We start from the raw sequence: 23,184 nt of genomic DNA on the forward strand, positions 1-23,184 counted from the left end.
TTCAGCTATCCCGGCAAGCCTGCCCCTGCCATTTTCGGTGGTATCAAATACAGGCTGGGGTATACTTGCATTACAATCTATAAATAAATATATTGTTTTTTAATTAAGTGAATGGCCGTATGAATAGCGAATCTCACACGCTGAATATTCAGCAGCTCAAGGTCAATGCTGCCGAGGCGAGCCAGTTGCTCAAGGCGCTGGGCAATGCCGATCGCCTGTTGTTGCTCTGCCAGCTGTCCCAGGGCGAGCGCAATGTCAGCGAGCTGGAAACCCTGCTTGGGATTCAGCAGCCGACCCTGTCGCAGCAGCTGGCCGTGCTGCGCCGTGAAGGCTTGGTGGCGACCCGCCGTGACGGCAAGCAGATTCATTACCGGATCAGCAGTCCGGAGGCTTTGGCAGTCATTTCCACTCTGTACAGACTGTTTTGCGAGAGGGAAGCGCGCTGATGACGATTGACTGGCTGAATGTCAGCCCCTGGAGTGCGTTGGCTGGTGGTGCCCTGATCGGCCTGTCCGCCGGCTTCTTTGCCGCGTGCAATGGCCGCATCGCCGGCATCAGTGGTCTGCTGGCCAGTCTGGTGGAAGAGGGCGCCGAAGGGCGACTGGAAAAGGGGCTGTTCATCCTGGGCATATTGCTGACGCCGCTGCTCTGGTCGGTTTTTACCGAGCTGCCTTCGGTCACTTTTGAAAGCGGCTGGCCGGCGCTGGTGCTGGCCGGCTTGCTGGTCGGTGTCGGCACGCGCTACGGCGCGGGTTGTACCAGTGGGCATGGGGTTTGCGGCCTTTCGCGGCTGTCGCCGCGTTCGCTGGTGGCCACCTTGACGTTCATGGCGGCGGGGTTTTCCACGGTGTTCGTCCTGCGTCACGTCATGGGAGGTTGAACGGATGCGTCAGCTGACTGCGTTGATGGCCGGCCTGGTGTTTGGTATCGGCCTGCTGCTGTCCGGCATGGCCAACCCGGCCAAGGTGCTGGGTTTTCTCGATCTGGCCGGTGCCTGGGACCCCTCGCTGGCGCTGGTGATGGTCGGCGCCATAGGAGCGGCCATCCTGCCGTTGAACTGGGCGAAGCGTCAGTCACGCTCGCTGCTGGATGCGCCCATGCGGCTTCCACAAAAGCGCGATATCGATCGACGGCTGATTGGCGGCGGATTGCTGTTCGGCATCGGCTGGGGTATCGCCGGCATCTGCCCCGGTCCTGCCGTGGCGATGCTGCTCAGTGGGTATTGGCAGGTTCCGCTGTTGGTGATCGCCATGCTCGCCGGCATGTTTCTGTTCTCTGCGCTGGAATCCCGGCGCACACCATGACCTGGAGGTCAGTCAGATGAAAAGCAATATCGGAACCCTTGATCGCGCCCTTCGGATCATCGTTGGCCTGGTCCTGATCGGGCTGACGCTGGCGGGTGTCATCGGCCTCTGGGGCTGGATCGGCCTGCTGCCCGTCGCCACCGGCATTTTCCGTTTCTGCCCGGCCTATCGACTGTTGGGAATCAGTAGCTGCAAGCTGCGCGGCTAGCAAGGACGCTTCGGCAGCCGGGCTCGGGCTCGGCTGCCGGCGGGCTCAGTCGAAGCTGGGCATCTCCGGGTGAATGACCGGCAGACCGGCTTCGGTCCAGGCATCGAAGCCCCCGGCAATGGAACGGACCGCGAAGTAGCCCATTTCCTGCAGTGAAACGGCGGCCAGCGCGGCGCGGCCACTGGTCTTGCAGTAAAGGACGATGCGCGTGTCGCGAGGGCTGAGTTCCGGCATGGCGGCGAGCTTGAATTCCAGCAGGCCGCGTGGAATGTTCAGGGCGCCATTGATATGGCCAGCGTGATATTCGTCGGCTTCGCGTACATCGATCACTACATCGGCCTCGCTGATGGCTGCTGATGCGTTTGTCGAAGGGACTTCAGTGATCTTCGAGCGTGCCTGCTCGACAAGGTCGTGTGCGCTTTTCATGGTTCCGCTTGCCTCTCTGAAGGTGAGGGTGAATGTGCGCCATCGAGCGCCTGGCGCGTGGTGTCGGGGGCGAGGGTTTTCAGAGCTTCGAACTGGCTGAGAAACACCTGGCCGCCGAAATGCTGGAGAAAATCCGACTTGCGCAGCCTGTCCATCACCGGGCTCTTGACCTCCGATAAATGCAGCTGGACACCGGCGGCCCGTAGCCGCTCACTGATGGTTTTCAGGCTTTCCAGAGCACTGGCGTCGATCAGGTTGATGCCGGGACACATCAGTACCAGATGCTCGGCATCCGGATACTGGCCGATGAGTTTGGCGATTCGGTCTTCGAGAAAACGTGCGTTGGGGAAGTAAAGGCTTTCATCCACCCGCACGGACAGCACCTTGCTGCTCTCGATCACGGCGTAGCGCTCGACGTTGCGGAAATGCTCGCTGCCCGGCACCTGTCCGACCACTGCCACATGGGGCTGGCTGGTTCGCCAGAGAAACAGCAACAGCGACAACCCGGCACCGAGCAGAATGCCCGCTTCGACCCCGATCAGCAGTACGCCGAGCATGCTCGCCGCCATGGCCGCGCCATCCTGACGGGAATAACGCCAGGTGCGTCCGAGCGCGCCCAGATCCACCAGGCTCAGCACTGCGACGATGATGGTCGCGGCCAGCACAGCGTGCGGCAGGTCATGTAGCAGCGGCGTGAAGAACAGCGCGGTAATGGCGATGCCGACAGCCGCCAGGGCGCCGGCCATGGGTGTTTGTGCGCCGGCATCGAAGTTCACCACGGAACGGGAGAACCCCCCGGTGACCGGCAGGCCACCGCTGAGCGCCGCCGCGATATTGGCGCTGCCCAGCGCGACCAGTTCCTGATTGGGCTCGATGCGTTCGCGTCGCTTGGCGGCCAGGGTCTGGCCGACCGAGACCGACTCGACGAAGCCCACCAGGCTGATCAGCAGGGCGGCGGGCAACAGCTGCCTAAGTAGCGCGAGCTCCAGTTCTGGCAGGTTGATCGTCGGCAGGCCCTGGGGAACGACGCCCACGACCTGTACGCCGACAGTGGTCAGGTCCAGTGCTCTGACGAGCAGAATCGAGGCCAGCAGGGCCATGATCGGGCCGATCTTGCCAAGACTGTCGGCGAGCCGTGGCGCCAGGCCCAGCGCGCCCAGCCAGTTCCCCAGATGGTGCCGCGACAGATAGAGAAACAGCAGGCTGGCGCCGCCGATGGCGAGGGTCGGCAGCTGTGTCTGCGGTAACCCCTGCAGCAGCCTGATCAACAGCATCACCGCGTTATCGCCTTCCACATGGATGCCGAGGATATGCTTGAACTGGCTCAGGGCGATGAGAATGCCCGAGGCGCTGATAAAGCCGGAAATCACCGGGTGACTGAGAAAATTCGCCAGAAAGCCCAGACGCAGCAGCGCCATGCCTAGCAGCAGGACCCCGGAGAGCAAGGTCAGTACCAGCGCGGCACCGGCATATTCGGCGCTGCCAGCAATGAACAGCGGCCCCAGCGCTGCCGCGGTCATCAGCGAGATCACCGCCACCGGGCCAACCGACAGCGTGCGGCTGGTGCCGAACAGGGTGTAGGCGATCAGCGGCAGGATGCTGGCATACAGCCCGCTGATCGCCGGCAGCCCGGCCAGCATGGCGTAGGCGAGGCTCTGCGGAATCAGCATCAGGGTGACGATCACCGCCGCCAGGCTGTCGCGGCCCGCCGCGTTGCGGTCATAGGTCGCGGCCCACTGCAGGCAGGGCAGGTAGCGTGCCAGTCGGAATTTCATTACAGGATTTCGTTTGCTGTCATGTTTACAGCTGGTTCAGTGGAATCTTCAGGTATTGGACGCCGTTGGCTTCGGCTGGCGGCAGTTCACCGGCGCGCATATTGACCTGCACGGCGGGCAGAATCAGCGTCGGCATGTCCAGGGTGGCATCGCGAGCGGTACGCATGGCAACAAATTCCTCTTCACTGATGCCGTCATGGACATGAATGTTATCCCGGCGCGAGGCACCCACGGTGGTTTCGTACAGATGCTTCTCGCGTCCGGGTGGCAGGTAATCGTGGCACACGAACAGGCGTGTTGCGCTGGGCAACTGGAAGAGCTTGTGGATCGACCGATAGAGCGTGCGAGCATCGCCGCCGGGAAAGTCGCAGCGGGCAGTGCCGTAGTCGGGCATGAACAGGGTATCGCCGACGAATAGTGCGTCGCCGATCAGATAGCTCATGCAGGCCGGGGTATGGCCGGGCGTATGGATGGCCTGCGCCGGGAGCGTGCCGACCTGGAAGCCTTCGCCATCGCTGAACAGTTGATCGAACTGGCTGCCGTCGGTGACGAAGCCGTCCCCTGCATTGAACAGTGGACCGAAGACCTTCTGCACCTGGGTGATGTGGTCGCCGATGGCCAGCGTGCCGCCGAGCCGTGCCTTGAGCCAGGGCGCAGCGCTGAGGTGATCGGCATGTACGTGGGTTTCGAGAATCCACTGCACCTTGAGGTCGTGCCGGTGGACATGAGCCAGCAGACGCTCGGCGCTTTGCAGTGAAGTCCGACCGGATGCCGGATCATAGTCCAGCACCGGGTCGATCAGGGCACACTGACGGGTTGCCGGATCGCTCACCACATAGCTGTAGGTCGAGGTATCGGAGTCGAAAAAGGCTTCGATGCTGGCTGTCAACTGACTAGGCTCCTGTATTTTTAATACCCCGTAGGGTATTGGTCAATGCTAGCCCAGCAGGTCGATGAAGACTACCTGTGTGTTGTTATTTCGGTTCTATGGTTATTTATTGGCCTGCAGCGCCTGATCCTGAGCGTATGAGTCAGGTTGCAGGGCCTTGAGGGCATGAGACAGGCTGGCGCGGGACAGCTCGCCCAGATGACTGCCCACTTGCCGACCCTGGGCATCATAGAACAGGGTCGTCGGCAGGGCCTGCGAGCCGACGTGCTGGCCGAGCCGGCCACCGCTGTCGATCAGCAGATTGCGCAGATCGAGGCCGCTGCCCTGCAGGAAGCGGGTGATTTCGCCTTCACCTTCGCCCTGGTTGACGAACAGGAAGACAACTTCATCGTGGTTTGCCTGGGCTTCGGCCAGCACCGGCATTTCCCGGCGACAGGGCGGGCACCAGGTGGCCCAGAGATTGATCACCAGCGGCTTGCCGGTGTAATCCTCCAGCTTGACCGGCGCACCTGAAATGTCACGCAAGGCCATCTCGGGCAGGCGCGTGCCTTGCTCGAATGCGTGCCAGCCAAGGTTGCTGAAGCCCCAGCTCAGCACGCCCACGGCCAGCGCGGCGCCCAGTGGTTTGCGCAGCTCGGCGTTGCGCCAGAGCAGCCAGCCGCCAGCCAGCAATGCGGCGAGAATGCCGGGCCAGGGGATAAAACCGCCGTCGCGGATATCCAGCATGCCCCACCAGTTGTCGCTGAAGGTCTCGAAATACACCACCACGAAGGCCAGCCGCGCCACCACAAGGGCCAGCAGCAGAAGACGAAACACCTGGCGCTCGGGGTTTCGCTGGTGTCGCCGGCCCACCCACCAGCCGGTCAGCACCGCCAGCAGCAGGCTGACCATCAGCAACAGCTGCGGAATGCCAAGCACCAGTGGGCCAATATTCAGGGTGAGCATCGGTCTTGTTCCTTCTTCATTCGTCGGATGGCCGCACCACTGTACCCTGCAAGAGGCCGTGACGCCGTGGTAGGTGGGTCGCAGGATGTTGCGACATTGGGCCGCGCTTTGTATTGGCAGGGTTTATTGCGAATAATTTTCATTGACGCTATGTTTTCTGCATTCTATCCATGACCAAGAGAGCGACCATGCAGACTTCATTTCGCCTGTTCAGCGGGGCCATTGTTCTTGTCCTGAGTGCCGCCAGCTGGGCCGAGAGCCCCCGTCCTGCTCATTACAAGGGCGAGCCTGCAGATACCACGCAGCAGGCGGTTGCCAACCTGAACGAATACAACCCCAAGCTCGATGCGATCCTGGCCAAGGACGAGTTGACGGCGATGGACATGCATGAGGTCCACCAACTGACCTATACCCTGGAAAACGCGCTGCAGAGAATCCAGGCCGATCTGGAAACCACCGCAGCACTACTGGAAGAGGTGCACATCGCATCCGAGACGGACAAGCCTGATGTCGTCAAGGCGCGCGGCAAGGCTTATCTGGAAGGTGCCCGCGCGCTGGTCAAATAGACCGGAACGCGCGGAGGAGGGGGTTTAAACCAGTACGCCCTGGCTGCGCAGGTAATCATCGTAGGTGCCGCTGAAGTCGGTCACGCCAGACTCGGACAATTCGATGATGCGCGTGGCCAGTGAGCTGACGAATTCGCGGTCATGGCTGACGAAGATCAGCGTGCCCGGATAGTTCTCCAGCGCCAGGTTCAGCGCCTCGATGGATTCCATGTCCAGGTGGTTGGTGGGTTCGTCCATCACCAGCACGTTGGGCTTTTGCAGGATCAGCTTGCCGAACAGCATGCGGCCTTGTTCGCCACCGGAAATCACCCGCACCGATTTGAGGATTTCGTCGTTGGAGAACAGCATGCGGCCCAGGGTGCCGCGCACCAGCTGCTCGCCGCCCTGGGTCCACTGGCCCATCCAGTCGAACAGGGTCATGTCGTATTCGAAGTCGTCCGCATGATCCTGCGCGTAATAGCCGGTTTCGGCGCTTTCGGTCCATTTCACCGAGCCGGCGTCAGGCTTCAGCTCGCCGACCAGTGTGCGCAGCAGAGTGGTCTTGCCGATGCCGTTGGGGCCGATGATGGCCACGCGCTCGCCGGCTTCGACGGTGAAGCTGAAGTTCTTGAACAGTGGCTTGCCATCGAAACCCTTGGCCAGGCTATCGACTGTCACGGCCTGGCGATGCAGCTTCTTGGTCTGCTCGAAGCGGATGAAGGGGCTGACGCGGCTGGATGGCTTGACCTCGTCGAGCTGGATCTTGTCGATCAGCTTGGCGCGCGAAGTGGCCTGCTTGGCCTTGGAGGCGTTGGCGGAGAAGCGGCTGACGAAAGTCTGCAACTCAGCAATCTGCGCCTTCTTCTTGGCGTTGTCCGAGAGCAGGCGCTCGCGGCTCTGGGTGGCAGCGGTCATGTACTCGTCGTAGTTGCCGGGGAACAGGCGCAGCTCGCCGTAATCCAGGTCGGCCATGTGCGTGCACACGCTGTTGAGGAAGTGGCGGTCGTGGGAAATGATGATCATGGTGCTGTTGCGCACCGTGAGAATGCTTTCCAGCCAGCGGATGGTGTTGATGTCCAGGTGGTTGGTCGGCTCGTCCAGCAGCAGCACTTCCGGGTCGGAGAACAGTGCCTGCGCCAGCAGCACGCGCAGCTTCCAGCCGGGCGCGACTTCGCTCATCGGGCCGAAGTGCTGCTCCAGCGGAATGCCCAGCCCCAGCAGCAGCTCGCCGGCGCGGGATTCGGCGGTGTAGCCGTCCAGCTCGGCGAATTCGGTCTCCAGTTCGGCCACCGCCATGCCGTCTTCTTCGCTCATTTCCGGCAGCGAATAGATGCGCTCGCGCTCGGCCTTGACCTTCCACAGCTCCTCGTGACCCATGATCACGGTATCGATGACGTTGAAGTCTTCGTAGGCGAACTGGTCCTGGCGCAGCTTGCCCAGGCGCACGTTGGGTTCGAGCATCACCTGACCGGCGGAAGGCTCGAGATCCCCACCGAGAATTTTCATGAAGGTCGACTTGCCGCAGCCGTTGGCGCCGATCAGGCCGTAGCGATTGCCGTTGCCGAATTTGACGGAGACGTTCTCGAACAGCGGCTTGGCGCCAAACTGTTGGGTGATGTTAGCGGTTGAAATCAAAAGGCTCTATCTCGCGTGTTTCAGAATGTTATGTTTTTGCTTGGGGCATTTTTGGGGCAAAACGTAGTTTGCTCATCTCAGCCCAGTCGCCTTCGCCATCAATCCAGCGCGCATAGCGAGACAGTAGGATCTGTATCGAATGGCCGAGTTGTTTGGCGATGAAAGCGGGGGTCATTCCGACCATCAAGCACATGGTTGCGTAAGTGTGGCGCGCATTGTACGGGGGGCGGTAACGAATACCCAGTGCCTTTAGGGTGGGGCGCCACTGGTGATGCAGGTCACTCGTCTGCTGCATGAACTGCTGGCCTTTGCTGGGCGGGAAGCAGTAGGGGAAATCTGTGATCCTGCCTGACCCCTTGGCGCGGCGCTCAGCGTACTGCTTGGCGAACTCAAGGGCATGTATAGCTCGATCATTGAGCAGCACGTATCGGTCCTTCTTGGTCTTGGTCCGCTCGACAACTTCGCCTTTCGCGACGGCGCGGCAAACGTGAACGGCGCGCTTGTTTAGATCGACCTCTTCCCAGCGAAGCGCGGCGATCTCGCCAGGCCGCATACCGGTATAGAAGGCGAACTCGAAGAACGCCGCGTAGATCTGGCTGGGCCAATGCGTGGTGGCGTATAACCGTTCGATGATCCGATCCGCCTCGTCTAGGGTAAATGGATCGATCTTTGCGGTGGTGCGCTCGGGTATATCGAGCGCCTTGATAGGGTTTTCTGTGATCAGCCTGTCATCTGCGGCTGACTCAAGAATGGTGCTCAGCTTGTTCATGGCGTTGGCTTTGACCCCTTCGGATGTCCAGGGGATCAGTACCACAAGCTCGCGCATGAAGGCGGTGGTCATGTTCGATAGGGGAGTCGTCGCCAGGTATGGCATCCACCAGACGTTGAGGACTGACTTGTAGTTGTCCCGCGTGCCCTCGGAAATGGTCCGGCTATCAAGCCAGACCTGGGCGTATCTGCCGAAGCCTCGGGAAACGCTGGAAAGCGCGTTCGGCGAGTTGGGGAACATCTCGGCATACTTCAGTTCGTCGAAGATGCCGAGCTTGATCAGCTGAACTACTTTATCGCGTAAACGGGATGCAGCTGCGATGCCCGCTTGCGTCGCGGGGTAGGTAAGGGTTTCAGAGCATCGCTTTCCATTCCAGCTGAATCGAAGGCGGAGTGTATCGTTGCGTAGCTCAATTCCTGCGGGCAGTGCCATAGGCTTTCTTGCCATTTCTCGTACCTCGAACGGCTGTAATAGACGCGGCGACCAACAAGGTTCCAGACCCCCTCTGGGATCTGATTTCTTGCGCGGCGACCTTCAAGTGCTCGGTCAGTTGTGCCCAATATCTGGGCCATCTGTTGCTCGGTCACTTTGTCAGGAAACCATTCGGGCAGATCGCGTATTCGCTTCTCTACGGACATAGAAAATCCTCCCCGCCCGACTCTCGCCGGCAGGCTGTGTGATGTGATGGGGTTAGGGGATCTGGGTCAGTGCAAGCGCATAAGCGAAGCCGACGATCAGCCATTGAGCGCAGAAGAAACGCCAGAACGGCAATGGCCAAAGCAGCACGGCCAGCGCGGTGAATATGGCGCTCGCGATGATCTCAGCCATATCACGCCTCCTTCGCAGCCATGGCGGCGCCAATAGCAAACTCAAGCATGGCTTCAATCATGTCCGCATCGAACACTGTGGTTTCGCGAATGTGCTCGACCACAAACGCGGGGTTCATTTTTGCCCAGCCCGCAGGCGCCTTCCGCAGCGCCTCGACCTCGGCTCGGAGCTGGTCACGCTCGGCTTGAACCGCATTGCGTCGCTCGAATTCCCGCGCCCAGTCCATGCACTCGCTGTTTGTCGCTCGGTGCGCACGCTCCAGATCAACAAGCAGCCTATCCCGCTCGGCGGTCAGCTGGTCAATCTGCAATCCCGCCTCGCCGAGCATGGCGATGTAATCAGCGGTCAGGCTGATGCTCTGATCCCGCTCGGCGGTCACGGCTGATAGGGTGGCGTAGTCGGACGCCAGCACGACCTCATGTACTTCAGGCGCACCCCGGTATAGCTCGACGATGTATCGCTTAGCCTCGCTCATTGTCGGGCTCCTGTTCTCGCTCAAGCCTGAGCAGATCCCCAGCAATAATTGCGAGCACACCGGAATTTCTTCGCAAACTGCGCTGAAGCCCGTCCACGATGATCCCTCGCTCCACACCGAAACGATCACAGTCGGCATAAACACGGTCACCCTCGCCCGTTTTTGTAGCCTCATGCAGTCGCGCCATGCGCTCGACGTATTCAGACAATTTGTCCTGGGCATCGAGAAATTCGCGAATCTGTTTTGCGTTCATCACACGCCCTCCTTCGCAGCCATGGTGCTCACTCGAGCGAACAGCTTGGCGCCTGGGTGCTCTTCCAGCCAGCACGTCAGCGCATCGATGCTACCGTCGTCATAACCACTGTCCGCGATCTGGCGTAGCAAGGTGTTCGCCCGCTGAGCCATTGCCTGCAGCCCCTCGACCTCGGCGCGGAGCTGGTCGATTTCCATCTCCATGCCGCTACGCTGCAATCGTAAATCGTCGTTCTCTTCGCTGAGCTGGTGCCACTGCTCGCGCAGCTTTATGTTCTCCTCTATCTCTCCGCTCAGCATATCTGCCAACCTATCCCGCTCGGCGGTCACGGCTGACAGGGCGGCACCCATGCGGCGCACGATCTCCTCGACCTGCTGCACGCGCGGCTCCTCATCGGCGCTTACGTCGAGACGGTCCAGGAGGTGCAAGGCCATCCACGCATCGCTGCCCATCTCGACTGCCCCTTCCACCTCTGCGGGACGGTCTGCGCGATGGGGGGCGGCGTAGAGCCCAAAGGCAGTGAGTCCGCCATCTAGAAAAGCGCCGGCCAATTTGCGGGCTACGTTCTGGCAGTCGGATTCGCTACCTCGGTACAGCTCCTGTTCTCCGTCTCCTGCTCGCACTGCGTAGCGATGCAGAGTGCCGGCGCCAGCCGAGCCAACGCGGTAGCGATCGGTGGCCAGCTTATCCATAGCCTCGTGCGGGTACGCTGTCGGCCACTGCTGCGCGCGACTAGACAGCATGATCCGACCGTGGCCTTGGTAGCTTGGTCCGTTTTCAGGATTGGTATAGGTACTGATCCACCAGCGGATGGTCTCCAGCGGCTGGAAATCTTCCGGCACGACAATGGGCTGCTGCTCGGTCTGCGCGGGGCGGGTGTAGAGTCGATGCTCTCCGTTTGGCAGCACGTTCCACGACAGCAGGCGAGGCTCGCGCTCACCTTCGTAGAAGCCGATAACTGCTGCGACCTCCTGATCATCCTGCGCCGCTGCTTGCTCTACTGCCGCCTGCCCATCCCTGAACCCCTGCGCTGCGGCTGTGGCCATGTCGACGGCGGTGAAGGTGTCGGCGGGATCGGCCTGCCGGGAAAGGGCGGCATCCACCCGAGCCTCCAGATCGGCGTCCCATGCGTATTCGCTGGTGATTTCCCGCAGCTCCCGCAACAACCCGCGCAGCCTTTCGTTCTCTTCCATCGCATGCCCTGCAATGGCTGGGTGTATTTTGGTCATATCAATCTCCTTCTGATTCGATCTTGTGGCCGCAGTCAGGCACGCCCATCATTACGGGAATACCGCGATAGTGTGGAATGCCGGCCTCCCGGTCCCACTGCGTAAACGCCAGATAGCGCTGGCAGGTATCGCGCTGCTCGCACCACTGGCCGTCCGGCAGTAGGTCCAGGCGGCCTGAACAGCGGGATATGTCGTAGGGCAGCGTCTTCATTGGTCCTTCTCCTTGGGCGGCTGGCAGCGTAGGCACGGACATGTGCCGATCAGCAGGCCGCTAGTTCGGCAATAGGTGGGGCGGTTCATGCTGCGAGCGCCTCCCGGACACGCCAGGGGTTATTGGCGCGGGCAATGGCGGCCATCGGCGGCGGGCTGACGCTGTTGCCGCACATGTGCACCTGTTCGGATTTGGTGAAGCGGCGCCCATCGTGGCCGTGGGTGATGACGTAGTTGGGCGGGAAGCCCTGGGCCATGTAGAGCTCGTGGGGCTGCAGCATCCGCAGGCAGATATCGACGATCACGTAGGGGTCGCCGCCGATCCAGACCGTGACCAGCGCCAGGCGGTCGCGGGTGGTGATGGTGGGCAGCGGCGCACCAGGTGACGACAGGTTGTCCGTGCCGTAGTAACTCATCAGGAACGCCGCGCAGCGCAGCGCGCCTTGCTCCACGTCTGGCGAGAGCGTGCATTCAACAACTCCGAACCGGGCGGCGCCGGCCAGGACGGTCGGCAGCGGTTGTGCGGCATCGATGCTGGTGACGTTCTGCGCCATGGCCGTCAGGTGGGCCGTCACCAACTGCTGCTGGCTGCCGGTGTTGGTCACCGTGGTCATGGGCTCGGTCAGTGGCTTGGAGTGGGTGGTATTGAAGCCGCCGTTGGCCTGGGCGAGGAAGGCGGTTGCCAGAGCAGTGTCGCCTTTGGCCGTTATGGTGTAGGCCGGCTGATCGCCTGAGCGCGGCTCAGTCTGCCCGGCTCTGCCGCCAACCCCCACCAGCATCGGGCTCGCCACCGCAAACGACCCGCCACGCGGCCAGGCCGTCACGGTATTCAGCGGCTGATCCACCGGCTGGACCGCATCACGCGACCAGTTGGCGATCGGCACGATGAAGGGCTGCGCCTTGCCGAGCACTTCACGCTGAATGCCCTTGGCGATGCGGCGCATGGTGGCCTCGGCCAGCGGCTTCTTGCGGCCGAAGATCGACTGGCCCGGGATCGACCAGTCAATGCACTCGGCAGCGGTGCGGTAGGGCTTCTGGCCCTTTGCAGGCTTGGCCGCATGGGTCGGCTCCGGCCAGACGATCGGCTCTCCGTCGCGCCGGGCGACCAGAAACAGCCGCTCGCGACTGGTCGGTGCGCCGTAGTCGCAGGCCCGGAGGATGCGATGCTCGACGGTGTAGCCGAGCGACTGCAGCTGCCCAAGGAAGCGGTGCCAGGTGCGGCCCTTGCGCTTGGGGTCCGGCACTAGGAACTGCTCGTCGCGGGGCACGCGCTCGCCGGGCCCCGCCACGCTGCCGTCCAGGCGCATGACGCGGCCGGTCACCTTGCAGCGCTTGGCGATCAGCGGCCCCCACTGGCGGATCTGCTTGACGTTCTCGAGGCTGATCAAGCGCGGCTGGCCAATGCCGGCCCACTTGACCACTACCCACGACAGGTCGCGAATCTCTTTCTTGCGCGGCTGGCCGCCGGCTGCCTGGCTGTGGTGGGTGCAGTCCGGCGAGGCGTGAAACCAGCCGATCTTGCGCCCGGCCAGCACCTGTACCGGGTCAACCTGCCAAACGTCCGTCTGCAGGTGCAGGGCGCCGGGGTGATTGGCTTCGTGCATGCTGATCGCCGCCGGGTTGTGGTTGATGGCGATGTGCACCGGGCGCTGCAGGCCCATCTCCAGGCCGGTACTGGCGCCGCCACCTCCGGCAAACAGGTCGACGTTGATTTCCTCATCCTGCTCGGCAAGCGGGAGGGCGTATTGGGTGCGGAAGTCGAGCGGGGCAGGCTTCTTCAGTGAGGTCATGGGGCTGGCTTCTCGTCGTCTTCTGTGACCGATGCGCAGCCGATATCGAGGTTGCGCAGATCCTGAATTGAAATGGTGCTAGCGCCATCGCTAATGGCCCAGCTAGGTAGCTCAAGGTTCTTGAAGGTGCCGGCGAAGTGCCGGTATGCACCTAGCGCTGCTCGCTTGAACGACTTGGCAGCGACAGCGCCGATGGGGATGTCTTTACCCCCCCCCCGTGAGGACGAGCTGGTACGTCGACATACATGCGATGCGTTTTGCGGCTGCTCGAACTGTGCTTGGCGAAACCTTCAGGTCTGCGGCGAGTTCTTTAACTGACTTATCCAGCAGCGCTTCAACGATGGCCTGATCTCGCGAGGGGTTGCGTAGGCCGGCATAGATTACGGTTTGCATGGCTCTCTCCAGGCAAAGCGCCGCCATGCCACTCACGCGGCGGCGGCAAACACGGTTCGTGACGGGTGGGCGTGACAGCGCGTTGCTATGTCGAGGCGCGCTTTAGCTGATCGGTCAGCTGGGTGGGCAGGTTGCGGATGGTCAGTATGTCGCGCGCCTGGTCAAACTCGACTTTCGAGCCCAGCAAGTGCGATTCAAAGCTGATCGACAGGCCCTCGGTACGCCCGGTGAAGCGGCGGAACTGGTTGAGGGTGCGCTTATCCGCCGGAATTTCAGGTGAAAGACCGTAGTCCTTGTTGCGGATGTGGTCGTAAAAGGCATTGGGTCGCTCTTCGTCGAGCAGGCCAGACAGTTCCTCAAGGGTGATCGCTTCGCCCAGCTTGGCCTGTGCCGTGGCGTAGTCGACCAGCGTGGCGGTTTTCGCGCGCGCTTGATCTTCCGCCAGGTCTTCGCTTTCAACGTAGTCGCTGAAGGCCTTAAGCAGAGTGCGGGTCTCGCCGGGTCCGTCGATGCCTTCCTGGCAACCGATAAAGTCGCGGAAGTACTCCGAGACCTTCCGGCCTTGCTTGCCTTTCAGGTAGGACACGTACTGCCTGGACTTCTCGTTGTTGCGCCACTCGCTGAGGTTGATGCGCGCCGCCAAGTGCAGCTGGCCGAAGTCCAGATGCTTGATTGGCGTGACGCCCAGCGAATCGGTGACGGTCACGCCGTTGCTGTGGTGGAGCAGGGCGATGGCCAGGTAGTCGGTCATGCCTTGCTGGTAATGAGCGATCAGCACATGGCCGCCCGTGGCCAAGTTTGATTCTTCCATCAGGCGCTGCAGGTGCTCAACGGCGTGGCGCCCGGCGAGGTGCGCGGTGTGTTCCGCACTGACGCTCAGTACCTGGTTGCCGACAACCATTCGAGCCTTGAAGACGCCGTCCGCACGGCCGCGCATGAAATGATCGGACACCGGGGCATCCGCGGCCTACTGGGCGACGAGATCACCGCAACCATGGAGCGCATCTATTCGAGCGAAATGACGCGCGCAACAGGCCGCAAGCGCATCGAGCAGATTCGTGAGCACTACGCCAAGGTGCTCAAGGGCAAGTCGCCCGAGCAGCAGCGCACGATGATCGCCGAAGAGATTATCGCTCACCTGGCGGAAGACGGTGACCGGCCGGCGCTATTGCAGCGTGTCGCCTCCAAGATTCGCGAGCTGCTGCGCAAGCTTTTCCCGCAGGTGGCCTGGACCTATACAGATATGCTGGCGCTGATCGGCCAGTCACGTGAGTGGCTGCGCCGCAACAACTCCGACGCAGGGTCAGAATCCCACACGGATCAGCTGTACAGCTTGAGGTCCAGCCGCCAACACACCTCTGAGGCCTTTAGCGACCTGACCGCCAAGCAGAAGGAGGCGCTGAGCAAGATCGCCCCCCTGACCCCGCAGCAGCGCGCCATCGACTGGTTCCGCCAGCACTCTGACCGGGCACTGCTGAAGATCCGCCAGGGTCTGGTTGATCGCTTCGCCGCCTTGCGCGAACTGGACGAGGCCGCGCACGGGAAAGATATCCTGAATACGGACATCACCAGCAGCTCATGGGTGCTGGCGCGCATGTCGTCTGCGGCGAGCGGCGCCCTGCATGCCATGCTCAATAATGGCCGGATCTATCTGGACCAGCAGCAGAAGGTGATCGATATCCAGCCCGGCGACGCAATGGGGCTTGGGTCCACCCTTGCACGCCTGGGCACTGCAGCCGAGATCGAGCGCTTCTTTGGCTGGATCGCCGGCAACCGCTCCGCCAAGCTGGCCGCCGAAGGCCGTGAAAACCTTTTCGACGCCGCGGAGATCGACGCGCTGCGCACGCTCAACCGCGGCACGACCGAGGGCGGAAAGGATCGCGGCGCTCTATACAGTGAGGTGTTCACCGAGTTCCAGCAGTACCGCGACGATGTGCTGGCCATCGCCGAGCAGACCGGGGTTATCACGCCGGAAAGCCGGGCGCTCTGGCGAGACGAGTTCTATGTGCCGTTCTATCGTGTAATTGATGAAGACGGCCCGTCTGGCCCGATGGCATCGAAGGGGCTTACCCGGCAGGAGGCCTACAAGAAGCTGAAGGGCGGCAAGCAGAACCTGAACGACCTGCTGCAGAATACGCTGCTGAACTTCAACCATCTTCTGACCGCCAGCCTGAAGAACCAGGCGGCGGCGCAGGCGATCAGCAACGCGGAGCACCTTGGCATTGCGCAGCCGGTGAGCGAGTCGGCCCGCGACAAGAAAGCCAGCACCTTCGTGCTCAAGGCTGGCGTGAAGCAGTGGTACAACATTGATGACCCGCTGGTGTTCGAGGCGCTGAGTTCGCTCAGCGATGCCGGGCTGAACAATGCAGCCGTGCGCGCCATGAGCTTCTTCAAACGCCTGTTCACCAACATGACCACGATCACGCCGCAGTTCATCATTGCCAACCTGCTGCGAGATTCGATGTCGGCCACGGCCACCTCGCCGGTGAGCAAGAACTTCCTGAAAAATATAGCAGTGGGCGGCAAGGACTGGACCGACGCACGCAAGCGGGCGCGGATGCTCGCCAGCGGCGGCGCTTTCAGCTTCGGCCATATCTACAGCAACGACCCTGATGAGGTGAAGGCGCACCTGACGCGCAACCTGCGCAGCGCCCAGCTAATCGACGGGCCGAAGCTGGTGCCGCAGGCGATCAAGGCCGGGTGGGATGCCTGGAACGCCTTCGCCAACACGGCGGAGAACACCAACCGCGCAGCGATATACGGGCAGAACGAGCAGAGCAAAGGGAAGCTGACCGCGGCATTCGAGGCGCGCGACCTGATGGACTTCTCGATGCACGGCGCATGGCCGGCAGTCCGGTTCCTGATTCGCGTGGTGCCTTTCCTCAATGCGCGACTGCAAGGTCTGGATAAGCTGTATCGAGCAGGCGTCAAGCCATCGCTTCTGACCGCATTCGGCCAGGGCGATGCATCTGACAAGCAGGCCGCCAAGCGATTCCTGACTGTCACCACGGCGCTGTCCTTGGCCAGCATGGCGCTCATGCTGGTCAATAACGACGATGAGGAATACCGCAAGCTGGAAGAGTGGCAGAAGGATACCTACTGGTTCGTCCGGCTGGGCGGCAAGGCCTTCTTCATTCCCAAGCCGTTCGAGGTGGGGGCTATTGCCACGATGACCGAGCGGCTTCTGCAGCAGGCCATCGACGACAAGGCGACCGGAAAGCTGTTCGCGCAGCGTCTGGGGCACACCCTGACGCAGACCTTCTCCTTCTCCCCTGTGCCGCACATGTTCCAGCCAGTGCTGGACGTGTACTCAAACGTGGATGCCTTTACCGGCAGACCAATCGAGTCGACCGGCATGGATCGCCTGAGCAAGGGGCTGCGTACCAGGGCCAGCACAACTGCGCCCGCTAAAGCCGTATCGGCAGCCAGCCGTGCATTTGGCGATGAGTTCCCGCTGGCGGTCTCGCCTATCCAAGCAGACCACCTGATTGCCGGGTACCTGGGGCAAGTCGGGGCTTGGTCTGCGGGCATGGCTGATACGATCTGGCGCTCCGCCAATGGCGAAACTCAGCCGGCGAGACATTGGCATGAGTATCAGCCGGTGCGCCGCTTCTATCGAGACCTGGACACGCCGGCAGCCTACACCCGCTACAGCACGCTCTTTTATGAGGGGCTGCGCGAGGCAGGCCAGGCTTACGCTGACGTGAAGGAGCTGCAGGAGCTTGGTCGCATGGAAGAAGCGCGCAAGGTGATCGCCGATAAGCGCGACGTGCTGGGTATGCGCAAACAGCTCAACCAGGCTCAGCGCCGGCTTTCCGCTATAAACAGCAGGATGGATGCCGTTCGGCTGAGTAGTCTCGATGCCGACTCCAAGCGCCGCGAGCTGGATCGCATGCTTGTCATCAAAGGGCGCCTTACCGAGATGGCCGGCAAGCGGATTGAGGATATGCGAGCGAGGCGCTAGTCAGCGCCTGCGTCTGGGCTGGCCGGCATACAAGCCGGTCAGCACAAGGGCGCCAAACAGCAGGGCCGGCACGTTGATCAGCAGGCCGATGAGCATGACGAACAGCGGGATGCCCAAGAGGCTGACGAGCAGCCAGCCTCCTGTGGTCTGCCATTCCCTTGGCATTTGGGTCATGACAAGGCCACCAAGAACGAGCAGGCCGAGAATGCCGCCGATAAGCGTTTGAATATCCATATAGGCACGGTACCGGTGGAATGGAAGGACTGCGAGGCCCTTGTAAGTGATCTATGTTTGCTGGGGTATCGAAGCTGCCCAGAACGGGCAAGAGACAGCCTCACGAAAAGCCCTGTGGTGATCGCCGTTTTTGGGGCAATTCCTGGGGCACTTCTTGGGGCAGAGTGCGGTTTTTGGTGGTTCGGTGTGGGCTGAAGCCCAGTAAATACGGGGGATTAACCCCCCTAAAAACCCGTCTAGAACCGTTGGGTGATGTTAGCGGTGGAGATCAAGGCATTTTCCCAGGAAAAGAATGAAACGGCCCGTTGGCGTGGCCTGGAGCGTTCGAACAGGCACACGGGCGAAAAAGGGCGGCTAGTGTAGTGCGCTTGCGTGCCGACTGACAGGGCCGAGGGGCAAGTGGCTGCCGTTCGCGCTACCATCGCGGCTGTCTTTTCGGATGGCCGGTGCCATGCAATACCCCTCTCCACTTGCGCGTTACCAGCAAGCCATCGCCCGCGAGGGCTTCGTCAGCGATGCGGCGCAGTTGTGCGCCGTCGAGTCGCTGCAGCGCTGTCATGAAGCCCTGCACCGGACCGAAAGCGACGACTCTGTGCCTGGGGTGTATCTCTGGGGGCCGGTCGGGCGCGGCAAGACCTGGCTGATGGATCAGTTCCACGCCAGTCTGCGAGTGCCGGCACGACGGCAGCATTTTCATCACTTCATGCGCTGGGTGCACATGCGTCTGTTTCAGCTTGGCGGTACGGCTGATCCGTTGCAGGCGCTGGCCCGTGAACTGGCCGAAGAGGTGCGTGTGCTGTGCTTCGACGAGCTGTTCGTCGGCGATATCGGCGATGCCATCATTCTCGGGCGGCTGTTCCAGGTGATGTTCGAGCAGGGCGTGGTGATCGTGGCGACTTCCAACCAGCCGCCAGAGCAGCTGTATGCCGACGGCTTCAATCGCGAACGTTTTCTGCCCGCCATCGAAGCCATTGTGCGCCATATGCAGGTGGTGAACGTGGATGGCGGCGCGGACCATCGCCTGCGTCCCGGTGCTGCGCTGCAACGCTACTGGGTGGCTGATACGGACAGCGGCAACTCTGCCTTGCAGGCTGTATTCGATGAACGGGCGAACGGCGTTTTCAGTACCGCGCCGGTCACCCTCGGCAGGCGCCCGTTATCGGTGGTGCGATGCAGTGAAACGGTGATCTGGTGCCGCTTTGCCGAGCTGTGCGAGCAACCGTTCGCGGCGCTGGATTTCATCGAGCTGTGCGACCGCTTCCCGCTGATTCTGCTCAGCGAAGTGCCGGCGCTGGGCGGCGAGCAGAGGGAAGGGCGTATCGCCCGCGGAACCGAAGATGCGGCGCAGCAGGTGAAGGCCGGTGACCGCCAGCTGCCGCAACTCGCCAGGCGCGACGATGCCGTCCGCCGTTTCATCGCCCTGGTGGACGAGTGCTACGACCGGCAGGTGCCGCTCTATATAGAAGCCGAGGTGGCCATGGAAGAACTCTATACGGACGGCTACCTGGCCTTTCCGTTTCGCCGCACCCTGAGCCGCCTGCGAGAGATGCAGCTGGAGCGCTATCAGTCGCGATAGAAGACCTGCACCAAGTGATAGCCGAACTGGCTTTTCACCGGCCCGTGCACTTCACGCAGCGGCTTCTTGAAAATGACCTGATCGATACTGCGCACCATCTGGCCGGGACGTACCTCACCCAGGTCGCCGCCTTTCTTGCCGGAAGGGCAGGTCGAGTATTTCTTCGCCAGCACATCGAAGGCCTCGCCATTGGTGATGCGCTTCTTCAGTTGCGCGGCTTCGGCTTCGGTCTTTACCAGAATGTGGCGGGCCATGGCTTTGGGCATTGCAGGTCTCCTCGGGTACGCCGCCATTGTAAACAATGGCGCGCCATTCGGGCCGGGCCTTAATCCTCCGGCTGCGCCTGGGCGGTGACTTGCTGGGCGATCTCGATCATCTGCTCGCGCATCCAGCGGTTGGCCGGGTCCTGGTCGGTGCTTTCGTGCCAGTAGAGGTGGGTTTCCAGCGGCGGGATGTCCACCGGCAGAATGGCCTGATGCAGGTCGTGGCGGCGGGCGAAGCGCTCGGGCACCGTCACCGCCATGTCGGTGTGCTGGATCACCTGGGTGGCCATCATGTAGTGCTGTGAGCGCAGGGCGATCTTGCGTTGCAGGCCCATCTTGCCCAGCGCCAGGTCGACCATGCCCAGGCCGCTGCGGCGACTGGATATGTGAATGTGCGACAGTGACAGGTAGTCCTCGACGCTCAGCCTGTCCCTGGCCAGGGGATGACCACGGCGCATGGCGCAGACATAGCGGTCTTCCAGCAACTTGACGTGACGCACCTGCGGGTCGGTGTTGAGCGGGGCGTCCATGGCGAAGTCGAGGCGGCCAGCGGCCAGCTCCTTGGTGGTTTCGCGGCGCCTGGCCAGCATGCTCTCGATCTTCACGTTCGGCGCCAGGCGGCGCAGACGCTGGAACAGGGGCGGGAAGACCACCGCCTCGGTGAGGTCGGTCATGCTGATGCGGTAGGTCTTGTTCGCCTGCAGCGGGTTGAAGGTGCGGCTTTCCTGAACCGACACGCGCAACAGCTGCAGCGCATTGCGCACCGGCCCGATGATGTTCTGCGCCATCGGCGTCGGCACCATGCCCTGCGCGGTGCGCACGAACAGCGGATCGTTGAAGGTATCGCGCAGGCGCGCCAGGGCGTTGGAAACGGCGGGCTGGGTGATGCCGACGATCTGCCCGGCGCGGGTCAGGTTGGCTTCGGTGTAGATGGCGTCGAAGACGATGAACAGGTTGAGGTCGACCTTGTGCAGGTTCATGGCCACAGGCGCTCCGGCTGGGATATTCGCGCCGATCATATATCGCTTGTGAATGAGCCTGCACTATGAAAATAGCTTTAATGGATTATGGGCTGCTTTCTTTCGAAGGTGGAAGCGTCAGTACACCCAGACTTCCACGCGCCTGTTTTTGATACGGCCCATCTCGGTGTTGGCGGCCACGGGCAATTGCGCGCCCAGGCCATCGATGTCTCTGACCAGGATGCCGCCGCGCACCAGTTCGCGGCGTACCGCCATGGCGCGCAGTTTGGACAGCAGTTCGGCCCGTGCCAGGTCTTCGCGGGCATCGCCGAATCCCACCAGCACTGCCGAACTCATGGTTTTGTCGTTGGCTTTCAGGTAGTCCACCAGTCGCCCGATATCGCGCAGGGCCTTGTTGTCCAGCTGCGCGCTGCCTTCGGCGAAACGGAAATTGACGGTCAGGCGCTGCGCCTCGCTGGCCAGTTGTCGATAGGCGGGCGGCATGTCGGGCTGCGCGGGCTGGCTGATCGGCACGATGGTCTGCGCGATGTAGCCGGAGGTTTCGACGATGGCCTGGCCGGCAGGGCCGTGGACGAAGGCGAGGTAGTCGCGGGTCCACTGTGATTGCAGGCGGGGGCTGGCATAGAAGAACAGGCGCCGCGACAGCGGATAGTCCTCGGTAGCCACCGAGGCGTTAGTGGGCAGCATCGGCAGTGACTCGCCATCGGCAATCGCCAGCGCCCGGGCATTGCCAATCGAAGCGAGGCCGACGAAGCCGATGGCGCCGGGGCGCCTGCTTACGGTGCCGGAAAGCTGATCGTTGGATTCGTAACGGGCTGCCGCCGTGGACAGCGTTCTGCCCTGGGCGCCGAGCACCAGTTCCTTGAAGGTGTCATAGGTGCCGGACTGGTCGTCGCGGGCATGCACTTCCACGCGCAGGTCGTTGCCACCCAGCTCCCGCCAGTTGCCGATCTCGCCGGAGAACAGCCGGGCGACCTGTTCGACGCTGAGCGCCGCGATAGGGTTTTCAGGGTGAACGATGATCGCCAGGCCATCGATGGCAATGACCTGTTCGGCATCGGCGTTGCGCAGATCGCCCAAGGCGCTCAGGCTGTCGCGCTCACTCTGCTTGATGGGGCGCGACGCCGCAGCCAGATCGGCGGAGCCGTCCTTGAGTCCGGCAAAGCCGGTGCCGGTGCCGTGGGCAGCGACCAGCGCATGGAAGGTGCGCCCGGCGGCGTTGGTGCCGAGCACGCGCTGCTCGTTCTCGCGCTCGGTCGCCACGATGCGCACCGACTGCAAGCCACGGGCCTCGAACAGCCCGGCGATCAGCATCGGCGCCAGTTTCGCGCCGACCGTGTTCGAGCCCTGGATGCGCAACACCTCGTTGCCTTTGCTCAGTGCCGACTCGCTTGAGCTTGCCGCGAGCGAACCGGCACTCCACGCTCCAAGAAATCCCAGGCACAGCGATCGCATACCGATGCTGCGCAAGAACGTTGAAAGCCCCATCCAGACACTTCCCGATAAAATTTCGGGGAGGTTATGTGGTTTGGCTTACTGTTATGTGACAGCTGCTCGAATCAGCGCAGTTCGATCCACACCGGGCAGTGATCCGAGGGTTTTTCCATCGCGCGGATGTCGTAATCCACGCCGGCATCGACTACCCGCTGGTGCAGGCTGTCGGTGGTCAGGATGTAGTCGATGCGCAGGCCGCGACGTGGGTCATCCTCGAAACCACGGCTGCGGTAGTCGAACCAGCTGAAGCGGTCAGTGACCTCCGGGTTGAGCGTGCGGAAGCTGTCCTGCAGACCCCAGCCTTTGAGGCGTTGCAGCCATTCGCGCTCTTCGGGCAGGAAGCTGCACTTGCCGGTGCGTAGCCAGCGTTTGGCGTTCGCTTCGCCAATGCCGATATCGCAGTCTTGAGGCGAAATATTGAAGTCGCCCATGATCGCCACCGGCTGATCCGGCGTGAAGCGCTCCTCCAGCAGGGCCTGCAGGTCGGCATAGAACCTGGTCTTGGCGGGAAACTTGACCGGATGGTCGCGGCTTTCGCCCTGGGGGAAATAGCCGTTCATGACCGTCACCGCCCGACCCTGGGCATCGGCGAAGCGGCCCCAGATAAAGCGCTTCTGCGACTCCTCGCCATCACCGGGAAAACCCTTGTGGATTTCCAGCGGCGCCTGGCGCGACAGCAGGGCAACGCCATAGTGGCCTTTCTGGCCGTGATAGTGCACGTGGTAGCCCAGAGCCTCGATGGAGGCCAGGGGAAACTGCTCGTCGTCGACCTTGGTTTCCTGCAGGCCGATGACGTCCGGCTGGTGCTTTTCGATGATCGCCGCCAGTTGATGAGGCCTTGCCCGCAATCCATTGATATTGAAAGAAACAAGTTTCATCAGTGGTGCTCCCCGAAAAAAGCGTGATTCTAGCAGTCCTCATGGTCGAGAATTCTCTCAGCCGCAGGCAGTCCAACCGGTGAATGGCAGCGATGAATCCTTCTGATGCCTGCTTGCGCCG

The 23,184-nt window shown here is 62.0% G+C and carries 25 protein-coding genes; 7 read left to right on the forward strand and 18 right to left on the reverse strand.

Features of this window, described 5'->3' with window-relative positions:
• The first annotated feature begins 119 nt into the window (after positions 1–119).
• From ACYCFC_RS05430 to ACYCFC_RS05445, 4 genes are read left to right on the forward strand one after another with little or no spacing between them, the layout of a single operon-like run.
• Entirely contained in the window at positions 120–446 is a 327-nt protein-coding gene (locus ACYCFC_RS05430; RefSeq protein ID WP_181084294.1) for an ArsR/SmtB family transcription factor, read from the forward strand.
• Positions 446–880, forward strand: a complete 435-nt coding sequence (locus ACYCFC_RS05435; RefSeq protein WP_459653351.1) for a YeeE/YedE family protein — start codon at positions 446–448, stop codon at positions 878–880. Before ACYCFC_RS05430 ends, ACYCFC_RS05435 begins: the two co-directional genes overlap by 1 nt.
• A gap of 4 nt (positions 881–884) precedes the next feature.
• The gene (locus ACYCFC_RS05440) at positions 885–1,304 is read left to right on the forward strand and encodes a DUF6691 family protein (RefSeq protein WP_459653352.1); all 420 of its coding nucleotides are present in this window, start codon (positions 885–887) and stop codon (positions 1,302–1,304) included.
• Between the two features lie 16 nt (positions 1,305–1,320).
• A complete protein-coding gene (locus tag ACYCFC_RS05445; RefSeq protein ID WP_459653353.1) occupies positions 1,321–1,512 on the forward strand; it encodes a YgaP family membrane protein in 192 nt (63 codons plus the stop codon).
• A 45-nt stretch (positions 1,513–1,557) separates the two neighbouring features.
• On the opposite strand, the gene ACYCFC_RS05450 is transcribed toward ACYCFC_RS05445, so the two are convergent.
• From ACYCFC_RS05450 to ACYCFC_RS05465, 4 genes are all read right to left on the reverse strand, one after another.
• Positions 1,558–1,938, reverse strand: coding sequence for a rhodanese-like domain-containing protein (locus ACYCFC_RS05450; protein WP_181084286.1), 381 nt, complete (start codon positions 1,936–1,938; stop codon positions 1,558–1,560).
• Positions 1,935–3,713 carry a SulP family inorganic anion transporter gene (locus tag ACYCFC_RS05455; RefSeq protein WP_459653354.1) on the reverse strand — a complete coding sequence of 593 codons (1,779 nt, stop codon included), beginning with the start codon at positions 3,711–3,713 and terminating at the stop codon, positions 1,935–1,937. Before ACYCFC_RS05455 ends, ACYCFC_RS05450 begins: the two co-directional genes overlap by 4 nt.
• Before the next feature lie 25 nt (positions 3,714–3,738).
• Positions 3,739–4,602, reverse strand: coding sequence for an MBL fold metallo-hydrolase (locus ACYCFC_RS05460; protein WP_459653355.1), 864 nt, complete (start codon positions 4,600–4,602; stop codon positions 3,739–3,741).
• Between the two features lie 102 nt (positions 4,603–4,704).
• Entirely contained in the window at positions 4,705–5,547 is an 843-nt protein-coding gene (locus tag ACYCFC_RS05465) for a TlpA family protein disulfide reductase (RefSeq protein ID WP_459653356.1), read from the reverse strand.
• A gap of 188 nt (positions 5,548–5,735) precedes the next feature.
• Between ACYCFC_RS05465 and ACYCFC_RS05470 the strand changes: the two genes are divergently transcribed.
• Positions 5,736–6,113, forward strand: coding sequence for a DUF6746 family protein (locus tag ACYCFC_RS05470; RefSeq protein WP_181084278.1), 378 nt, complete (start codon positions 5,736–5,738; stop codon positions 6,111–6,113).
• 24 nt (positions 6,114–6,137) lie between these two features.
• On the opposite strand, the gene ACYCFC_RS05475 is transcribed toward ACYCFC_RS05470, so the two are convergent.
• The 9 genes from ACYCFC_RS05475 to yejK all read right to left on the reverse strand — a co-directional run bounded on the left by ACYCFC_RS05475 (position 6,138) and on the right by yejK (position 14,575).
• Positions 6,138–7,727, reverse strand: coding sequence for an ABC-F family ATPase (locus ACYCFC_RS05475; RefSeq protein WP_181084276.1), 1,590 nt, complete (start codon positions 7,725–7,727; stop codon positions 6,138–6,140).
• A 28-nt stretch (positions 7,728–7,755) separates the two neighbouring features.
• Positions 7,756–8,928 (reverse strand): tyrosine-type recombinase/integrase, encoded by a 1,173-nt coding sequence (locus tag ACYCFC_RS05480; RefSeq protein ID WP_459653357.1) that lies wholly within the window; start codon positions 8,926–8,928, stop codon positions 7,756–7,758.
• A gap of 258 nt (positions 8,929–9,186) precedes the next feature.
• Positions 9,187–9,324, reverse strand: a complete 138-nt coding sequence (locus ACYCFC_RS05485) for a hypothetical protein (RefSeq protein WP_459653358.1) — start codon at positions 9,322–9,324, stop codon at positions 9,187–9,189.
• A 1-nt stretch (position 9,325) separates the two neighbouring features.
• Positions 9,326–9,799, reverse strand: a complete 474-nt coding sequence (locus tag ACYCFC_RS05490; protein ID WP_459653359.1) for a hypothetical protein — start codon at positions 9,797–9,799, stop codon at positions 9,326–9,328.
• The gene (locus ACYCFC_RS05495; protein WP_459653360.1) at positions 9,786–10,052 is read right to left on the reverse strand and encodes a hypothetical protein; all 267 of its coding nucleotides are present in this window, start codon (positions 10,050–10,052) and stop codon (positions 9,786–9,788) included. The genes ACYCFC_RS05490 and ACYCFC_RS05495 overlap by 14 nt, the downstream gene beginning before the upstream one ends.
• On the reverse strand, positions 10,052–11,281 hold the full coding sequence (locus tag ACYCFC_RS05500; RefSeq protein WP_459653361.1) for a hypothetical protein: 1,230 nt from the start codon (positions 11,279–11,281) through the stop codon (positions 10,052–10,054). The genes ACYCFC_RS05495 and ACYCFC_RS05500 overlap by 1 nt, the downstream gene beginning before the upstream one ends.
• Position 11,282: 1 nt before the next feature.
• Complete coding sequence (locus tag ACYCFC_RS05505) at positions 11,283–11,492, reverse strand: hypothetical protein (protein ID WP_459653362.1); 210 nt, start codon at positions 11,490–11,492, stop codon at positions 11,283–11,285.
• An 85-nt stretch (positions 11,493–11,577) separates the two neighbouring features.
• The gene (locus ACYCFC_RS05510) at positions 11,578–13,281 is read right to left on the reverse strand and encodes a DNA cytosine methyltransferase (RefSeq protein WP_459653363.1); all 1,704 of its coding nucleotides are present in this window, start codon (positions 13,279–13,281) and stop codon (positions 11,578–11,580) included.
• Between the two features lie 478 nt (positions 13,282–13,759).
• Positions 13,760–14,575 (reverse strand): nucleoid-associated protein YejK, encoded by an 816-nt coding sequence (gene yejK / locus ACYCFC_RS05515; RefSeq protein WP_459653364.1) that lies wholly within the window; start codon positions 14,573–14,575, stop codon positions 13,760–13,762.
• On the opposite strand from yejK, the gene ACYCFC_RS05520 reads away from it, so the two are divergent.
• Positions 14,498–17,638, forward strand: coding sequence for an LPD38 domain-containing protein (locus ACYCFC_RS05520; RefSeq protein WP_459653365.1), 3,141 nt, complete (start codon positions 14,498–14,500; stop codon positions 17,636–17,638). The genes yejK and ACYCFC_RS05520 overlap by 78 nt on opposite strands.
• Here the strand turns inward: ACYCFC_RS05520 and ACYCFC_RS05525 are convergent, their stop codons facing one another.
• Positions 17,639–17,872, reverse strand: coding sequence for a hypothetical protein (locus ACYCFC_RS05525; RefSeq protein WP_459653366.1), 234 nt, complete (start codon positions 17,870–17,872; stop codon positions 17,639–17,641).
• A gap of 451 nt (positions 17,873–18,323) precedes the next feature.
• On the opposite strand from ACYCFC_RS05525, the gene zapE reads away from it, so the two are divergent.
• Positions 18,324–19,448 (forward strand): cell division protein ZapE, encoded by a 1,125-nt coding sequence (gene zapE, locus ACYCFC_RS05530; RefSeq protein WP_181084274.1) that lies wholly within the window; start codon positions 18,324–18,326, stop codon positions 19,446–19,448.
• Here the strand turns inward: zapE and ACYCFC_RS05535 are convergent.
• The 4 genes from ACYCFC_RS05535 to xthA all read right to left on the reverse strand — a co-directional run bounded on the left by ACYCFC_RS05535 (position 19,436) and on the right by xthA (position 23,063).
• The gene (locus ACYCFC_RS05535; RefSeq protein ID WP_181084272.1) at positions 19,436–19,714 is read right to left on the reverse strand and encodes a peptidylprolyl isomerase; all 279 of its coding nucleotides are present in this window, start codon (positions 19,712–19,714) and stop codon (positions 19,436–19,438) included. The genes zapE and ACYCFC_RS05535 overlap by 13 nt on opposite strands.
• A 59-nt stretch (positions 19,715–19,773) precedes the next feature.
• Positions 19,774–20,691: a LysR family transcriptional regulator gene (locus ACYCFC_RS05540; protein WP_459653367.1), complete on the reverse strand. Its 918-nt coding sequence runs from the start codon at positions 20,689–20,691 to the stop codon at positions 19,774–19,776.
• A gap of 117 nt (positions 20,692–20,808) precedes the next feature.
• Positions 20,809–22,146 carry a substrate-binding domain-containing protein gene (locus ACYCFC_RS05545; protein WP_459653368.1) on the reverse strand — a complete coding sequence of 446 codons (1,338 nt, stop codon included), beginning with the start codon at positions 22,144–22,146 and terminating at the stop codon, positions 20,809–20,811.
• A 104-nt stretch (positions 22,147–22,250) separates the two neighbouring features.
• Positions 22,251–23,063 carry an exodeoxyribonuclease III gene (gene xthA, locus ACYCFC_RS05550; protein WP_459653369.1) on the reverse strand — a complete coding sequence of 271 codons (813 nt, stop codon included), beginning with the start codon at positions 23,061–23,063 and terminating at the stop codon, positions 22,251–22,253.
• Positions 23,064–23,184 lie beyond the last annotated feature (121 nt).

This window comes from Stutzerimonas sp. NM35, assembly GCF_054604355.1.

Coding starts and splice junctions, on each gene's coding strand:
- ACYCFC_RS05525 (WP_459653366.1), bottom strand. CDS start 17,872: ATGGATATTCAAACGCTTATCGGCGGCATTCTCGGCCTGCTCGTTCTT.
- ACYCFC_RS05500 (WP_459653361.1), bottom strand. CDS start 11,281: ATGACCAAAATACACCCAGCCATTGCAGGGCATGCGATGGAAGAGAAC.
- ACYCFC_RS05470 (WP_181084278.1), top strand. CDS start 5,736: ATGCAGACTTCATTTCGCCTGTTCAGCGGGGCCATTGTTCTTGTCCTG.
- yejK (WP_459653364.1), bottom strand. CDS start 14,575: ATGGTTGTCGGCAACCAGGTACTGAGCGTCAGTGCGGAACACACCGCG.
- zapE (WP_181084274.1), top strand. CDS start 18,324: ATGCAATACCCCTCTCCACTTGCGCGTTACCAGCAAGCCATCGCCCGC.
- ACYCFC_RS05455 (WP_459653354.1), bottom strand. CDS start 3,713: ATGAAATTCCGACTGGCACGCTACCTGCCCTGCCTGCAGTGGGCCGCG.
- ACYCFC_RS05510 (WP_459653363.1), bottom strand. CDS start 13,281: ATGACCTCACTGAAGAAGCCTGCCCCGCTCGACTTCCGCACCCAATAC.
- ACYCFC_RS05545 (WP_459653368.1), bottom strand. CDS start 22,146: ATGCGATCGCTGTGCCTGGGATTTCTTGGAGCGTGGAGTGCCGGTTCG.
- ACYCFC_RS05430 (WP_181084294.1), top strand. CDS start 120: ATGAATAGCGAATCTCACACGCTGAATATTCAGCAGCTCAAGGTCAAT.
- ACYCFC_RS05535 (WP_181084272.1), bottom strand. CDS start 19,714: ATGCCCAAAGCCATGGCCCGCCACATTCTGGTAAAGACCGAAGCCGAA.
- ACYCFC_RS05485 (WP_459653358.1), bottom strand. CDS start 9,324: ATGGCTGAGATCATCGCGAGCGCCATATTCACCGCGCTGGCCGTGCTG.
- ACYCFC_RS05450 (WP_181084286.1), bottom strand. CDS start 1,938: ATGAAAAGCGCACACGACCTTGTCGAGCAGGCACGCTCGAAGATCACT.
- ACYCFC_RS05490 (WP_459653359.1), bottom strand. CDS start 9,799: ATGAGCGAGGCTAAGCGATACATCGTCGAGCTATACCGGGGTGCGCCT.
- ACYCFC_RS05480 (WP_459653357.1), bottom strand. CDS start 8,928: ATGGCACTGCCCGCAGGAATTGAGCTACGCAACGATACACTCCGCCTT.
- ACYCFC_RS05440 (WP_459653352.1), top strand. CDS start 885: ATGCGTCAGCTGACTGCGTTGATGGCCGGCCTGGTGTTTGGTATCGGC.
- ACYCFC_RS05465 (WP_459653356.1), bottom strand. CDS start 5,547: ATGCTCACCCTGAATATTGGCCCACTGGTGCTTGGCATTCCGCAGCTG.
- xthA (WP_459653369.1), bottom strand. CDS start 23,063: ATGAAACTTGTTTCTTTCAATATCAATGGATTGCGGGCAAGGCCTCAT.
- ACYCFC_RS05435 (WP_459653351.1), top strand. CDS start 446: ATGACGATTGACTGGCTGAATGTCAGCCCCTGGAGTGCGTTGGCTGGT.
- ACYCFC_RS05445 (WP_459653353.1), top strand. CDS start 1,321: ATGAAAAGCAATATCGGAACCCTTGATCGCGCCCTTCGGATCATCGTT.
- ACYCFC_RS05540 (WP_459653367.1), bottom strand. CDS start 20,691: ATGAACCTGCACAAGGTCGACCTCAACCTGTTCATCGTCTTCGACGCC.
- ACYCFC_RS05495 (WP_459653360.1), bottom strand. CDS start 10,052: ATGAACGCAAAACAGATTCGCGAATTTCTCGATGCCCAGGACAAATTG.
- ACYCFC_RS05505 (WP_459653362.1), bottom strand. CDS start 11,492: ATGAAGACGCTGCCCTACGACATATCCCGCTGTTCAGGCCGCCTGGAC.